Annotated in this window: 11 protein-coding genes and 1 pseudogene; 5 read left to right on the forward strand and 7 right to left on the reverse strand. The window is 74.5% G+C overall.

Going from position 1 to position 14,587, the window contains the following annotated elements; all coding sequences use genetic code 11:
• Positions 1-188: 188 nt before the first annotated feature.
• The 7 genes and pseudogenes from AC0680_RS33900 to AC0680_RS33930 form a co-directional block, all read right to left on the reverse strand.
• Positions 189-4,136, reverse strand: a complete 3,948-nt coding sequence (locus tag AC0680_RS33900) for an amino acid adenylation domain-containing protein (RefSeq protein ID WP_478636615.1) — start codon at positions 4,134-4,136, stop codon at positions 189-191.
• On the reverse strand, positions 4,133-4,363 hold the full coding sequence (locus AC0680_RS33905; RefSeq protein ID WP_478636617.1) for a phosphopantetheine-binding protein: 231 nt from the start codon (positions 4,361-4,363) through the stop codon (positions 4,133-4,135). Before AC0680_RS33905 ends, AC0680_RS33900 begins: the two co-directional genes overlap by 4 nt.
• Before the next feature lie 6 nt (positions 4,364-4,369).
• Entirely contained in the window at positions 4,370-5,002 is a 633-nt protein-coding gene (locus AC0680_RS33910) for an isochorismatase family protein (RefSeq protein WP_478636724.1), read from the reverse strand.
• 33 nt (positions 5,003-5,035) lie between these two features.
• Positions 5,036-6,676, reverse strand: a pseudogene (locus AC0680_RS33915) ((2,3-dihydroxybenzoyl)adenylate synthase); the annotation flags it as partial.
• Positions 6,673-7,911, reverse strand: coding sequence for an isochorismate synthase (locus AC0680_RS33920; RefSeq protein ID WP_478636619.1), 1,239 nt, complete (start codon positions 7,909-7,911; stop codon positions 6,673-6,675). The pseudogene AC0680_RS33915 and the gene AC0680_RS33920, both read right to left, overlap by 4 nt.
• 64 nt (positions 7,912-7,975) lie before the next feature.
• Positions 7,976-8,773: a 2,3-dihydro-2,3-dihydroxybenzoate dehydrogenase gene (locus tag AC0680_RS33925; RefSeq protein ID WP_478636621.1), complete on the reverse strand. Its 798-nt coding sequence runs from the start codon at positions 8,771-8,773 to the stop codon at positions 7,976-7,978.
• Positions 8,770-9,741: an ABC transporter substrate-binding protein gene (locus AC0680_RS33930; protein WP_478636623.1), complete on the reverse strand. Its 972-nt coding sequence runs from the start codon at positions 9,739-9,741 to the stop codon at positions 8,770-8,772. Before AC0680_RS33930 ends, AC0680_RS33925 begins: the two co-directional genes overlap by 4 nt.
• 163 nt (positions 9,742-9,904) lie before the next feature.
• Between AC0680_RS33930 and AC0680_RS33935 the strand changes: the two genes are divergently transcribed.
• The 5 genes from AC0680_RS33935 (at position 9,905) to AC0680_RS33955 (ending at position 14,562) form a co-directional block, all read left to right on the forward strand.
• The gene (locus AC0680_RS33935) at positions 9,905-10,990 is read left to right on the forward strand and encodes a FecCD family ABC transporter permease (RefSeq protein WP_478636625.1); all 1,086 of its coding nucleotides are present in this window, start codon (positions 9,905-9,907) and stop codon (positions 10,988-10,990) included.
• Positions 10,987-12,054 carry a FecCD family ABC transporter permease gene (locus AC0680_RS33940; protein ID WP_478636627.1) on the forward strand — a complete coding sequence of 356 codons (1,068 nt, stop codon included), beginning with the start codon at positions 10,987-10,989 and terminating at the stop codon, positions 12,052-12,054. Before AC0680_RS33935 ends, AC0680_RS33940 begins: the two co-directional genes overlap by 4 nt.
• Positions 12,051-12,854, forward strand: a complete 804-nt coding sequence (locus tag AC0680_RS33945; protein ID WP_478636629.1) for an ABC transporter ATP-binding protein — start codon at positions 12,051-12,053, stop codon at positions 12,852-12,854. The genes AC0680_RS33940 and AC0680_RS33945 overlap by 4 nt, the downstream gene beginning before the upstream one ends.
• 142 nt (positions 12,855-12,996) lie before the next feature.
• Positions 12,997-14,094, forward strand: coding sequence for a tRNA (adenosine(37)-N6)-threonylcarbamoyltransferase complex transferase subunit TsaD (gene tsaD, locus AC0680_RS33950; RefSeq protein ID WP_478636630.1), 1,098 nt, complete (start codon positions 12,997-12,999; stop codon positions 14,092-14,094).
• 51 nt (positions 14,095-14,145) lie between these two features.
• On the forward strand, positions 14,146-14,562 hold the full coding sequence (locus AC0680_RS33955) for an Asp23/Gls24 family envelope stress response protein (RefSeq protein WP_478636632.1): 417 nt from the start codon (positions 14,146-14,148) through the stop codon (positions 14,560-14,562).
• Positions 14,563-14,587: the final 25 nt, after the last annotated feature.

The raw sequence follows: 14,587 nt of genomic DNA on the forward strand, positions 1-14,587 counted from the left end.
AAGAACAGGGAGGGGGGGGTGGGAGAACAGAAAGGGGGGGGGGGGGGGGGGGGGGGTGGGGGGGGAGGGGGGGGGGGGGGGGAGGGGGGGGGGCCCCCCCCCCCCCCCCCCCCCCGGTGCCGGCGGTCACCCCGTGCCGCGACCGTCGGGCACCGCGCCGAACGGAGCGGAGCGACCGGACGGCGGCGTCATGCGTCCAGCTCCTTCAGGTGCGCCGCCAGCACGGCGGCGATCTCGTCGAGCCGCCGGTCCTGCATCAGCTGCGGATGGGTGCAGTCCAGATCCCGGTTGGTGATCGTGCCGCTCACATGCGGCCGCCACGCCTCGCAGGTCAGCCAGTCCTCGGCGCGCGGGGCGGCGGCCGTGAAGAACAGCAGGTCGCCCCGGTAGGCCCGGTGGCGGTGCGCGCGCATCATGCGCGCGTGGTTCGGCACGATGTCGACGATCTTCGCAAGGGTGTGGTCGCCGAGCCCGGCGAGCGGACTGCCCGCGCGGCCCAGGGTGGCCAGCACATCGTCGCGGGTGCGCTCGTCGGTACGGTCGAAGCCCGCCATCCGCAGCACCGCGGTGAGCGCGTCGCCCTCCTCGGGCGCGGGCCGCTCGCGCCACTGCTCGGCCGGGAACGCGTCGAGCAGCGCGAGCAGGGCGACCTCCTCCCCGGCCTCCTGGAGCAGCACGGCGACGGTGTGCGCGAGGACGCCGCCGACGGACCAGCCCAGGAGGCGGTACGGGCCGTGCGGCTGGACGGTGCGCAGCTGGCGCACATAGTCGGCGGCCTGCTCCTCCAGGGCGTCCGGCAGCGGCTCGTCGTGGACCAGGCCGCGCGCCTGGACGCCGTAGACGGGCTGCTCCGGGCCGAGGCGGGCGGACAGGCCCGCGTAGCACCAGGCGATGCCGCCGGCGGGGTGGAAGGCGAACAGCGGGGGCCGCTCGCCCGCACCGCGCAGCGGCAGCAGCACGTCCAGGGCGTCCTCGGCCGCCGGACCCGAGCCGTCGAGCCGGGCGGCGAGCGCGGCCGGCGTCGGTGCCTCGAAGAGCGAGCCGATCGTCAGCTCGGTGCCCAGGGCCTCGCGCACCCGCGCCACCAGCCGCACGGCGAGCAGGGACGTGCCGCCCAGGTCGAAGAACGCGTCGTCGGGACCGGCCCGTTCGACTCCGAGCACCTCGGCGAACAGGCGCGTCAGGGCCTCCTCGCGCGGACCCGACGGGCGCCGCGCGCCCGCGCCGCCGGTGAAGACCGGGGCGGGCAGGGCGCGGCGGTCCAGCTTGCCGTTGGGGCTCAGCGGGAAGGCGTCGAGGGCGACGACGGCCGCCGGAACCATGTGCTCGGGCAGCACGCGGGCCAGCCCGGCCCGTACGGCCGCGGGGTCCGCGCCGCCGGTCACATAGCCCACGAGCCGCCGGCCGGCCGATCCGCCCCGGTCCCCGTCGTCCTCGCGCACCAGCGCGCAGGCGCCGTCCACACCGTCCTGCGCCGCCAGCGCGGCCTCGATCTCGCCGAGTTCGATGCGCTGACCGCGCAGCTTGACCTGGTCGTCGGTGCGGCCGAGGTACTCGACCTCGCCCTGCTCCGTCCAGCGCGCCAGGTCGCCGGTGCGGTACATCCGTCCGCCGGGCGGCCCGAACGGGTCGGCGACGAACCGGGCGGCGGTCAGCTCGGGACGGTGCAGATAGCCGTCGGCGAGCTGCCGCCCGGCCAGGTACAGCTCGCCGGGGACACCCGGCGGACAGGGCCGCAGCGCCGCGTCGAGCACGTACAGGCGGGTGTTCCACACCGGCCTGCCGATCGGCACCGGACCGTCGCCGTCCGGCGCGCACGTGTGGTGGGTGACGTCGACGGCGGCCTCCGTCGGCCCGTAGAGGTTGTGCAGCGCGACACCGGGCAGCGTGCGGGCGAAGGCGTTCGCGGTCTCGCGGGGCAGGGCCTCGCCGCTGGCGAAGACCCGGCGCAGCCCCCGGCACTCGGCCGCGTCCGCCCCGGCCAGGAAGGCCTGGAGCATCGACGGCACGAAGTGGCAGGTGGTGACGGCTTGTTCGCGGATGAGGCGGGCCAGGTAGGCCGGATCCCGGTGGCCCCCGGGCTCGGCGACGACCAGCGCCGCGCCCTCGCGCAGCGGCCAGAAGAACTCCCACACCGACACGTCGAACGACGACGGTGTCTTCTGCAGCACCCGGTCGGCGGCCGTCAGGCCGTACTCGGCCTGCATCCACCGCAGCCGGTTGTCGATCGCCCCGTGTGAAACGACCACGCCCTTGGGGCGGCCGGTCGAACCGGAGGTGTAGATGACGTACGCGGGGTGCGCGGGCGTCAGCGGGCGACCCGGGTTGACGGCGAGGTACCCGCTCAGGTCGAGCCCCTCCAGGGCGACCAGGGGTGTTCCGGGGCGCTCGGGAAGCCGGCCGGGGCGGTCGGTGACGGCGCACACGGGCGCGGCGTCGTCGAGCATGTACGCCAGCCGCTCCGCCGGATAGTCCGGGTCGAGCGGCAGGTAGGCGGCACCGGCCTTCAGCACGGCGAGCAGGGCGACGACGAGTTCCACCGAGCGCGGCAGCGAGACCGCCACCACCGCACCGGGCCGGGCACCGAGGGTCTGCAGGTGCCGGGCCAGACGGTTGGCGCGGGCCTCGAGCTGCGCATAGGTGAGCGAGACCGCCCCGTACACCAGGGCGGTCGCGCCGGGGGTGCGGGCGGCCCGCGCCTCGATGGGCCCGATCAGGGTCGTCGGCGGCAGCTGCCGGTCCGTGCGGTTGAACTCCTCGACGACCAGGGCGTGTTCGGCGGGCGTGGCGATCCCGTGCGCGGCCAGCGGCAGGTGCGGATCGGCGGTGGCGAGCCGGTCCAGCAGATGCAGGAACCGCTCCTGGTGTGCGGCGAGTCCGGCGTCCTCGTACAGCGCCGGATTGCCGTCGTGATCGATGCGCAGGCCGCGTCCGTCGGCGCGGTCGTAGACGTTGACGGTCAGGTCGTCGACGGGCCCGGCGGACAGGTTCGCCGCCCGCGCCGGCGCGCCGGCGAACTCCACGCCGTAGTCGAAGGGCATGACGTTGACGAGCGGGCCGACCAGGGCGCGGCCCTCACCGAGCAGTCCCAGGTCGCGGCGGATGTCCTCGTAGCGGTAGCGCTGGTGGCGGCGGACCTGCCGGATGCCGAGCACGACCTGCCGGACGAGTTCGGCGAAGGTCGCGCCGGGGGAGATGGTCAGCCGCAGCGGCAGGATGTTCATGACCATGCCGGGCACGCGCAGGGCGGCCGAGCCCAGCCGCCCCATCATCGGCAGCCCCAGCACGACGTCGGACCGGTCGCACGCCCGGGAGGTGTAGAGGGCCTGGGCGGCGATCAGGACGTCCGGCCAGGTCGCGCGGAGCCGGGCGGCCAGTTCCCGGACGCCCTCGGTGGTCGCCGTGGGCAGGTGGGCGGTGCGGCGGCGGAACGTCCGCGCGGGCGGCGCGCCGCGGCGGGCCGGCCGCGGCACCTCGGGCCGGTCGGCGAAGGCGGCGGACCAGTGGGCACGGTCGGCCGCGAAGTCCGCCGAGGAGCGGTACTCCCGGTCCTGGGCGACGAGGTCCGCCAGGGAGCCGAAGGGGTTCGGGCCCGGCTCCTGACCGCGCGCCAGCGCGCCGTACACCTCGGCGGTGCGGCGGACCAGGAGGGAGTAGCCGAAGCCGTCCATGACGAGATGGTGGATGCACTGGTACCACAGCCACCGTTCCTCGCCGACGCGGAACAGGGCGTGCCGGAACAGCGGGCCGTCCGTCAGGTCGAACGGCTCGGCGAGGTCGGCGCGCTGCCATGCCCCGGCCGCCTCCTCGGCGTCGTCCGCGGCGCGCAGATCGCGTACGGTCAGCGGCGGTTCGACCTCGTCCAGGACCCACTGGCGCGGCCCTTCCGGCGTGTCCTCGACGCGCACCACCCGCAAGGCGTCGGCCTCGGCGGTGACGCGGCGCAGGGCCTGGGCGAAGAGGCCCGCATCGAGCGGACCGTCGATCTCCAGGCACTCCGCGGTGTTCTGCGCGGGGCTGAGCGGATCGAGGGACTGGGCGTACCACATGCCCGACTGGGCCGCCGTCAGCGGCAGCACGGTGCCCGGGGCGCCGGCCGGCTTCGGCCGGGCGCCGCCGGTGAGCAGGGCCGTCACGCGGTGACCCCCAGCAGCGGTGCCCAGGCGTCGATGGCGGGCCGCTCGGCGAGGTCCACGAACCCGGCCTCGACGCCGTGTTCCCGGCGCCAGCGCTCGACCAGCGACATGATCCTTATGGAGTCCAGCCCGTAGTCCACGAGGTTCTCGTCCAGAGGGATGTCGGCGGGCTCCTCGCCGAGACAGTCGGCGACGTCCCGGCGGATTTGGTCCAACGTCAGGGCCATGGCGGCTCAGACCTCCTTGAAGAGCGCGTCGGTGGTGGTGACGACCGCGCAGCGGCCGGCGGCCCAGCGCAGCGCCATGTCGTGGTCGTCGCGGGAGAAGTCGGCGACGGCGTCGGCGACGACGAACGCCCGGATGTCGCGCATCCACGCGTCGCAGGCGCTCATCAGCACCCCGATGTGCGCGTACACGCCGACGATCACGAGCTGGTCGCGGCCGGCGTCGCGCAGCAGCGCTTCCAGTTCGGTACGGACGAACGCGCTGTACTTCCACTTGGTCAGGACCGTGTCACCGGGCTCGGGCGCGACGGCCTCGGGCATGGCCAGGGCGTGCGGGTCGTCCGCGACGCCGGGGCCCCAGAAGTCGAGCTGCAGACCGCGTTCCTCGGGTGTCTGGCCGCCCCGCTGCGCCGAGTAGACGACGGGCACGCCGCGGCGGCGGCACTCCCGCACCAGGCGCGCCGTGTTGTCGAGCATCCCGGTCACCGGCTGCTCGCCGGCCGGGAAGGCGTCGAGGAAGTGGTGCTGCAGGTCGTGGACGAGCAGCACGGCGCGGGCGGGGTCCACGGTCCAGGCGACGCGGTTCGCGGGCAGCTCGTCCGCGATCGGCAGCGGGTAGGGGGCGATGGTGGGAAGTGCCATGGAGGTGGGGGCCTTTCGGTGCTGCTGGGCGGTGGCCGCGGTGGACCGCAGGCCCTTCTTGCTGACCTTGCCGATCCCGGTCTGCGGGAAGGCGTCGACGAACTCGACGAGGTCGGGGACCTTGTAGTCGGCGATCCCGCGCTCGCGCACGAAGCGCCTGACGGCGGCCGGCCGCGGCGGCTCGGCGCCCTCGCGCAGGATGACGTAGGCGAGGGTGCGCTCGCCGAGGTAGTCGTCCGCCACGGCGACGACGGACACGTCGTGCACGGACGGGTGGCCGAGGATGAGGTTCTCGACCTCCTCCGGTGCGACCTTCTCCCCGCCCCGGTTGATCTGGTCCTTGGCCCGGCCCTCGACGACGAGGTGGCCGGTCGGGGTGCGGCGCACGATGTCCCCCGTGCGGTAGAACCCGTCGTCGGTGAAGGCCGTCGCGTTGTGCTCGGGTGCGCGCCAGTAGCCGCGGATGGTGTACGGGCCGCGGGTGAGCAGATGCCCGAACGCGCCCTCGGCGACCTCGTGGCCGGCGTCGTCGACGATGCGGATCTCGTCGTCCGGGGAGATCGGCCGCCCCTGGGTCGTCACGGTCGTCTCGTGGTCGTCGTCGAGACGGGTGTAGTTGACCAGCCCCTCGGCCATGCCGAAGACCTGCATCAGCCGGCAGCCCAGCGCGGGCTGAAGCCGGCGGGCCGCCTCCTGGCTGTACTTGGCCCCGCCCACCAGCACCAGCTCCAGGCTCGACAGATCGTGCTCCGTCTGCGGGCCGGCCTCCGTCCACACCAGGGCGAGCGGCGGCACCAGCCCCGTCATGGTGATCCGCTCCTGTTCGACGAGCGGGAAGGCGGTCGCCGGGTCGGGCCGGGAACACAGGACCGCGGTGCCTCCGGCGTACAGCACGCCGAGCCAACCGGGCGAGCTCATCGGGAAGTTGTGTGCCGCGGGCAGGACGACGAGGAAGCGGGTGTCCGCGTCCACGCCGCAGATCTCGTTGGAGCCCCACAGCGAGTACAGATAGTCGTCGTGGGTGCGCGGGATGAGCTTGGGCACGCCCGTCGTCCCGCCCGACAGCTGCAGGAACGCCAGCTCGTGCGGCTCCGGCCCGTCGGGCGGCCGGACCGGGTCGCACGGCACGTCGGACAGCGCGGTGTGCTCACCGGGGTCGCCGACGACGAAGACATGACGCAGGCTCGGCGTGCGCGCCTTGACCTTCGAGGCCAGCGTGCGGTGGTCGAAGCCCGCGTGCCGGTCGGGGACGACGTACGCGGTGGCCTCGGTGAAGGAGCAGAAGTACCCGATCTCCGTCTCGCGGTGCGCGGGCAGCGTGTAGACGGGCAGTGCGCCGATCCGGAACAGCGCGAAGACCACCTCGATGAACTCACCGACGTTGGGCAGCTGCACCACGACCCGGTCGCCCTTGGCGATCCCGCGCGCCGCGAACCCGGCGGCCAGCCGGTCGGCGCGCTCGTCGAGCTCCCGGTACGTCCAGGTGCGGCGCTCGGGCGCGGGGTCGACCAGGGCGGTCCGGTCGGGGTGGGCGGCGGCCCGCTCGCGCAGCATCCGCCCGAAGGTCTCCCCGCGCCAGTACCCGGCGGCGCGGTAGCGCTCGGCGAACGCGGCGGGCCAGGTGGGGGCGTCCAGGCCCGGGGTGGTGGCCAGGGCGCGTGCTTCGGTGCTCACAGGGAGGCTCCCACGGCGCTGAGGAAGGTACGGAACTTGGCGGCGGTCTCGGCGGTCTCGGCCTGCGGTGTGGAGGCGGCCACCACGCCGGCCCCCGCGAAGAGCCGCAGCGTGCGGCCCTCGGCCTCGGCGCAGCGGATCGTCACGACCCACTCGCCGTCGCCGTCCGCGTCCTGCCAGCCGACCAGGCCGGTGTACGGGCCCCGGTCGAAGGGCTCCGACGCGGCGATGACGCTCCGCGCCAGATCGGTCGGCGTACCGCAGACGGCCGGGGTCGGATGCAGGGCGGCCGCCAGCTCCAGGGCCGTGGCGGCGGGTTCGGCCAGCTCGCCGGTCACGGTCGTCGACAGGTGCCACATGGCGGCGGTACGCACCAGCGTCGGCCGCGCCGGCACCTCCAGGCGGGTGCAGTAGGGCGCGAGCGCCTCGCGTACGGCGCCGACGACGACCGCGTGCTCGTGGAGGTCCTTGGACGACTCCAGCAGCGCGGCCGCGGCGCGCACGTCCTCGGCCAGGTCGGTGCTGCGCGGCGCCGAGCCGGCCAGCGGGTTGGCGGTGAGCCGGCCGCCCTGGCGGGCGACCAGCAGTTCGGGGCTGGCGCCGATCAGCGTGCGGCCCGGACCGCTGGGGACGGCGAAGGTGTAGCCGCCCGGGTCGCGGCCGGCCAGGTGCCGCAGCATCGCCGACAGGTCGGGTTCGCGCTCCGCGGTCAGCTCCAGGGTGCGGGCGAGGACGACCTTGTCCAGCTCCCCGGCCCGCATCCGTGCGACCGCGGCGGCGACCGCCTCGCCGTACCGCGCGGGCGACGGCACCTCGCGCACCTGCCAGTGCGCGGCGGCGGGCACCGCGGTCAGCGGCCCCCGGTCCGCGGCGGCGGGGAGCGCGAGGAGCGGGTCCTCGTGCAGCGGAGGTGCCCACCGCACGGACTCGGGGACGGCGAGCGCGGGCGGCGCGTCCGGGGCGAAGGGCAGTGAGCCGACGACGATCGGCGCCGGCTCGCCCGCGTGCCGCCGGGCGTCGAGGGCTTCTTGCACCCGTCTGCTCAACGGCCGTTCGTCGTGGGGGATTTCGGCGGCGGTTCCCCGGGCGAGCAGGGTGTGCCGGGGGGAGGCGAGGAAGCGGTCCTCCCCGGGGCGGCAGGCGCTGAGCAGGGCGGTCGCCGCGCCGGGGGAGAGCATCGAGGCCAGGGCGGGGTCCGGGACGGGGGAGGTGGGTTCGCACAGTGAGGCGGACATGGGTCTCTCCAGTGGGAAGGGCACGAGCCGGAGTCGGAAGTGGTGCGGGCGGTGTGCGGCCGGTTCAGGCCCGCAGGGTCGCGCCGCCGTCGACGTAGAGGTCGTGCAGGGTGATGTGCCGGGCGCGGTCGGAGACGAGGAAGGCGACGGCCTCGGCGACGTCGGCCGGGTCGGCGATCCGGCCGAGCGGGATACCGGTGCGGTACGCCGCCGGGTCCCCTTCGATGACGCGCCGTACGGCGGCCGCCTCGTCGTCCTCGCCGGAGGCCGCCCACATCGCGCGCTGCATCTCGGTGCGGGTCGAGCCGGGGGAGACGGTGTTGCAGCGGACGCCCCGCGCGGCCACCTCCAGGCCCAGGCACTTGGTGAACATGACGGCCGCGGCCTTCGAGGCGGCGTAGGCGGACATCCCCGCGCGGGGGATGCCGGCCGCGTTGGAGGCGACGGTGACGATGCTGCCGGAGCCGCGCTCGGCCATCCGGCGGGCGGCGGCCCGCGAGACGTGGAAGACGCCGTTGGTGTTGACGGCGAAGGTGGCCGCCCAGTCCTCGTCGGTCAGGTCGACGGCGGGTGAACTCCGCCAGATTCCCGCGACGTTGACCGCGATGTCCAACGGGCCGAGCGTGTCCTCGGCTTCGGCGACGAGGGCCTCCACGGCCGTGGCGTCGGTGACGTCGAGCGGCCGGGCGGTGACGTGGTCGGCGTACCGCTCGGCGAGGCGCTCGGCGCCCTCGGGCATCAGGTCGGTGGCCAGGACGCGGGCGCCGCGTTCGACGAGCGCGTGGACCACCGCCTCGCCGATGCCCCGGCCCGCGCCCGTCACGAGGGCGAGCCGCCCGGTGAGTTCCCCCTCGGCGCTCACTTGACCATGGCCTTCCGGATGTCGTCGAGCACCGACAGCGCCGCCTCGGCGCCGCCCAGACTCGTCCACTTGGAGCCGTCGACGGTGCTGACGTGCCGGTTGTGCACGGCCTTCAGCTGCCGGTAGGCGGGCTTGTCGGTGAGCTGGTCCAACAGGTCCGCGTCCGGGCCGGCGGCGGCGAGGGTGCCGATGAACAGCCAGTCGCCGTCCACCTCCTTGAGGTTCTCGTCGCTGATCGGCGTCGAGTGCCCCTCGCCCCTGTCGTTCTGCACGCCCGGCCGGCGGAAGCCCAGGTCCTTGAGCACGTCGCTGATGAACACGCCCTGCTGCATGACGGCCGTGCCCTTCGCCGAGTAGCGGGCCACCGACACCTGCGCGCCGGCCTGTGCGCCGAGATCCTTCTTGAGGGCGGCGGCCTTGGTGTCGTAGCCGGCGAGGAACTTCTCGGCCGCGTTGGCCTTGCCGAGTACCTTGCCGGTGAGTTGGAGGGACTTCTTCCAGTCCTTGCCGCCGTCGATCGTCACGACGGTCGGGGCGATGTCCCGCAGCTGCTTGAGGATCTGGGCGTCGGCCGTCTGCCCGGCCAGGATGACATCGGGTCTGGCCCGTATGACCTTCTCGATGTCCGGGCCGGTCACCGCGCCCACGACCGGGATGCCCTCGGCCCGTTCGGCGAGGTATCCGGGGGCGCCCCGCTGGCCGCGGCCCGCGGCCAGGCCCACCGGCTTGACGCCGAGCGCGAGCGCCGAGTCCAGGTCCATCTCGCTGAGCGCCACGACGCGCCGGGGTGCGGCCGGCACCTGGACCTTCGCGCCGATCGCGTCGGTGATCCGGACCGTGCGGCTCCGGCTGCCGGAGCCGGCGTCCGCACCGCCGGATCCGCAGGCGCTCAGAGCCGGCGCACAGGCGGCGAGGAGGGCGGCCGCGACGACGGGGCGGGCCACGCCGCGGGAAGAGAGGGACATCATGACCTGAAATCTCCGTTGTTCGATGGGGGGTTGGTCCCGGAAGAGCGCATTCCGACGCTGTTACCGGGGAGGCGGACGCCACGAAAAATGAGGTCATTCCGGGCATTGAGGTGCGTGGTGCAGTGCCCGTACCGGCCAGCTGAACTTAGGTTAGGCTAACCATATGTCAATAACGCAACGAGAGCGGCCGAATACGACCGGATACGGTCGTCGTGAGCGCCCGCCGACTCCGGCGCGGCCTCCCCTCGGGGCGGCCGCCGCACTCGCCGTCCTCCTGCTGGGCCTGGCGCTGCTCTCGCTGCTCATCGGCACCGGATCCAGCTCGCCCGCCCGCGCCTGGGACTACCTCGTGGGCGACCCCGCCGCCCGCGCCGACGCCCAACTCCGGCTCGCCGTCCTGGACGTACGCCTGCCGCGCACGCTCGCCGCCGTGCTCGTCGGCGTCTGCCTCGGCACGGCCGGCTGCCTGCTGCAGACCGCGACCCGCAACCCGCTCGCCGAGACCGGACTGCTCGGTGTCAACTCCGGTGCCGCCTTCGCCGTCGTCGTCGGTCTGACCTTCTTCGGCGCCGCGTCCTCCTTCGCGCTGCTGCTGTGGGCCCTGCTCGGCGGGATGGCCGCGAGCGCGGTCGTGCTGCTGCTCGCCGGGTCCGGACGCGCCGCCGGCTCCCCGCTGCGGCTCGTCCTCGCCGGCTCCGCGCTCGGCGCGACCTTCCACGGCATGACCTCGTATGTGCTGCTGGGCACCCAGGCGACCTTCGACACCTACCGCTACTGGACGATCGGCTCCCTGGCCGGGGTGGAGACCTCCGACCTCGTGCCGCTGCTGCCGCTGGTCGCCGTCGGCCTGCTCACCGCGTTCGGCTGCGCCCGCCCGCTGTCGGCACTCGGCCTCGGCGACGACGGCGCCCGCTCGCTCGGGCACCATCCCGGCCGGATCCGGCTCGTGGTCGCGGCGGCCGTCTCGCTGCTGGCCGGCTGCGCGGTCGCGGTGGCCGGGCCCATCGCCTTCCTCGGCCTGCTCGCCCCCTATGCCGCCCGGACGCTGGCCGGGGCGCGGACGACCGCCCAACTCGCCCTGTCCGCGCTGATCGCGGCCGATGTCATGATCCTCGCCGACGTCCTCGCCCGGATCGTCATCCGGCCCTGGGAGACCCCGGTCAGCGTGCTGCTCGCGTTCGTGGGCGGACCGCTGCTCGTGTGGATCGCCCGCTCCTCCCGCCTGTCGACCGCAGGAGCCTCGGCATGACACCTTCCGGCAGGGGACTGGACCTCACCCCGCCCGACAGCACGGTCCTGCGCACCACCACCCTCTCCTGGCTCTTCCCCCGCCGCAGCGCGCTCGCCGCGGCGCTCCTCGTGCCGCTGCTCCTCGTCCTCATCGCCCTCGCCGTCATGGCGAGTTCGACCGGGATGAGTCCGGCGCAGACCCTCTCCGGGCTGCTCGGTACCGGAGATCCCGGGAGCGTCATGATCGTGCGGGACTTCCGGTTGCCCCGCGTCCTCGTCGGCCTCATGGTCGGTGCCGCCCTCGGCACCTCCGGCTGCCTCACCCAGACCCTCGCCGGCAACCGCCTGGCCACCCCCGACCTCCTCGGCGTCAACGAGGGGGCCACCGCCGCGGTCGTCGCCTCCGCGGCCGGCTCCGCGACCGGCATGGTCGGCGACTGGTGGCTCGGCCCGCTCGGCGCCGTCGCCGCGGCGGCGCTCGTCGTGCTGTGCGCGGGCGGTGCGGGCCGCCGGGGCTACCGCGTCCTCGTCGTCGGCATCGGTGTCTCCACCTTCGTCGGCGCGGTCGGCGACCTCGTCATGTCCCGCCAGAACGACAACACCGCGGGCGGCGTGTTCCTCTGGGCCGTCGGCAGCCTCAACGGCCGGGACGGGAGCGTCGGTACGCCGCTGCTGATCGCCCTGCTGTTCCTGCTGCCGCTTTCGCTCGCCGCCGGGCACCGGCTCCAACTCCTGCGCTTCGACGACGACATGGCCGCGAGCATCGGCGTCGACCTGCGACGCCTGCGGGCCGCCGCGCTCGCCCTCGCCGTGGCGCTCGCCGGGATCGCGGTCGGCGTCGGCGGCCCCGTCGCCTTCGTCGCTCTCGCCGCCCCGGTGCTCGCCCAGCGGTTCAGCGGCCCCACCCGCGTCCCGGTGCTCGGCTCCGCGTTGACCGGTGCCGCGCTCATCGTCGCCGCCGACGCGCTGGGCCGCGTCGCCGCGCCCGTCGAAATCCCGGTCGGCGTCGTCACCAGCGTCCTGGGCGGGCCCTTCCTCCTCTGGGTCCTCTTCGGCTCGGACCGGACCACCAGAAAGGCATGACCAGCATGAGCGCCACTCCCGGGCTCGAAGTACACGCGCTGAGCGCCGGATACCCCGGCCGCACCGTCGTCCAAGACGCCGAATTCGCCGTACCCGCGGGGCAGGTCGCCGCCATCGTCGGCCCCAACGGCTGCGGCAAGTCCACCCTGTTGCGGACCCTCGCCCGGCTGCACCGCCCGGAATCCGGCACGGTCCGTGCGGACGGCACCGACGTGTGGCGCATGAGCCGGCGTCAGGCCGCGCGCCGTATCGCCCTGCTGCCGCAGTCGCCGCGCGCCCCCGAGGCGGTGACCGTCGCCGGGCTCGTCCGCTACGGCCGCCACCCCCACCAGGGCCTGCTGCGCCAGTGGTCGCGTGAGGACGAGGCGGCCGTACGCGAGGCGCTGGCGGCCACCGGCACCACCGATCTGGCGGCCGAGCGACTCGACCGGCTCTCCGGCGGCCAGCGCCAGCGCTGCTGGCTCGCGATGGTCCTCGCCCAGCACACCCCCGTCGTCCTGCTCGACGAGCCCACCAGCGCCCTCGACCTCGGCCATGTCGTCGAGGTCCTCGAACTCGTCCGCGAGGTGGCCGCCACCGGCCGCACCGTCGTCATGGTCCAGCACGACCTGGCTGCCGCGGCCCGCTACGCCGACACCGTCATCGCCATGAAGGACGGCCGCGTGATCGCCGAGGGCGCCCCCCGCGACACGGTCGACGAGGCCCTGGTCAAGGAGCTCTACGCGCTGGACACCGACATCCTGCGGGCGCCCGGCGACGGCTCGCCGGTCGTCGTTCCCCGGGCCCGCGGCGCCAACTGACGGTGTGCCGGGCGGACGGCGGGGAACGGGCGGTCGGCCGGGCGCCTGCCCGCGCTCGCGGGCGCCCACGTGCCGCCGTGGCCTCGCCGTATTCTTATTGCACATGAATTGCAACTGCGGTGAGCGGGAAAGAGGTGGCGGTGTGGGCTCTCCGGTAGTGCTCGGCATCGAGTCGTCGTGCGACGAGACCGGCGCGGGGCTGGTGCGGGAGGGGCGGCTGCTGGGACACGCGGTGGCGTCGAGCATGGACGAGCACGCCCGCTTCGGCGGGGTGGTCCCCGAGATCGCCGCCCGCGCCCATGTCCACTCCTTCACGCCGGTGGTCCGCCGGGCACTGGACGGCGCGGGGCTGCGCATGGCGGACATCGGTGCGGTCGCCGTCACCACCGGCCCCGGCTTGTCGGGGGCGCTCCAGGTGGGCCTGGCCGGGGCCAAGTCCCTGGCGTATGCGCTGGATGTGCCGCTGTACGGCGTCCACCACCTCGCCGGGCACGTCGCCGCCGACACCTTGGAGCACGGGCCGCTGCCCGACCCCTGCATGGTGCTGATCGTCTCCGGCGGGCACACCTCGCTGCTGTTGGTGCGGGACCTGGCACGCGATCCGATCGTGCACCTGGGCGACACCGTGGACGACGCGGCCGGGGAGTGCTTCGACAAGGTGGCCCGGGTGTTCGGCCTGCCCTACCCGGGCGGCCCCGCCATCGACCGGACGGCCCGGGACGGCGATCCGAGCGCCGTCGCGTTCCCCCGCCCGCTGACCGGGCCGCGGGACGCCCGCCATGCCTTCTCCTTCTCGGGGCTGAAGACGGCCGCGGCCCGATGGGCGGAGCGGCACCGCATCCAGGGCGAGGAGCTGCCCCTGGCCGACGGAGCCGCCTCGCTCCAGGAGGCGGTGGCCGATGTCCTCACCCGCAAGGCCGTCGCGGCCTGCCGGGAGCACCAGGTGGGCACCCTGGTGGTGGTCGGCGGGGTGGCCGCGAACTCCCGGGTGCGGGCCCTGGCCGAGGAGCGCTGCCGGGCGGCCGGCATCGCGCTGCGCGTGCCGTCGACGAAGCTGTGCACGGACAACGGCGCGATGATCGCGGCCGTCGGGGATCTGCTGGTCCGGGCCGGTGCCGAACCCGCCCCGCCGGAGGTGTCCATCGACCCGTCGGCACCGCTGGAGCGCGCCGCACTGCACCCCAAAGGCGATTGCCGGGTCGGCAAAGGAAGAGAGGCGGCTTCCTGCCTCGCGCCCTAGCGTGAAGAGAGGGTCGAATTTTCGCCGCGACGGAGCAGAGGGTGATGCGCGATGACCGAATCCTCCCAGCAAGGGCAGCGGAACGCGGGGAACCTCGGGCGGACGACCATCGCCGACGGCGTGGTCGCGAAGATCGCATATCTGGCGGCCGGGGATGTGGCGGGGGTGCACGCCCTGGGCAGCGGCCTCTCCCGGTCGGTGGGGGAGCTGCGCAAGCGCGTACCCGGGGGAGGCACGACCGCGACGCACGGCGTCAAGGTCGAGGTCGGTGAGAAGCAGGCGGCGGTCGACCTGGACATCGTCGCCGAGTACGGCGAGGTCATCCCGGACGTGGCCAGGGCGGTGCGCGAGGACGTGATCGCCGCGGTGGAGCGGATGACCGGGCTCGAAGTCGTCGAGGTCAACATCGCGGTGAGCGATGTGAAACTCCCCGAAGAGGAAGAGGAGACCGAGGAACGGGTGCGGTGACGACCGGTACGACCGGGAGCGGGCG

This window comes from Streptomyces sp. NPDC043738 (genome assembly GCF_056436545.1).

What these genes read in the sequence shown, in the direction of transcription:
- AC0680_RS33955 (WP_478636632.1), top strand. Translation starts at nt 14,146, where the DNA reads ATGACCGAATCCTCCCAGCAAGGGCAGCGGAACGCGGGGAACCTCGGG.
- AC0680_RS33945 (WP_478636629.1), top strand. Translation starts at nt 12,051, where the DNA reads ATGACCAGCATGAGCGCCACTCCCGGGCTCGAAGTACACGCGCTGAGC.
- AC0680_RS33905 (WP_478636617.1), bottom strand. Translation starts at nt 4,363, where the DNA reads ATGGCCCTGACGTTGGACCAAATCCGCCGGGACGTCGCCGACTGTCTC.
- AC0680_RS33930 (WP_478636623.1), bottom strand. Translation starts at nt 9,741, where the DNA reads ATGATGTCCCTCTCTTCCCGCGGCGTGGCCCGCCCCGTCGTCGCGGCC.
- AC0680_RS33935 (WP_478636625.1), top strand. Translation starts at nt 9,905, where the DNA reads ATGTCAATAACGCAACGAGAGCGGCCGAATACGACCGGATACGGTCGT.
- AC0680_RS33940 (WP_478636627.1), top strand. Translation starts at nt 10,987, where the DNA reads ATGACACCTTCCGGCAGGGGACTGGACCTCACCCCGCCCGACAGCACG.
- AC0680_RS33920 (WP_478636619.1), bottom strand. Translation starts at nt 7,911, where the DNA reads ATGTCCGCCTCACTGTGCGAACCCACCTCCCCCGTCCCGGACCCCGCC.
- AC0680_RS33910 (WP_478636724.1), bottom strand. Translation starts at nt 5,002, where the DNA reads ATGGCACTTCCCACCATCGCCCCCTACCCGCTGCCGATCGCGGACGAG.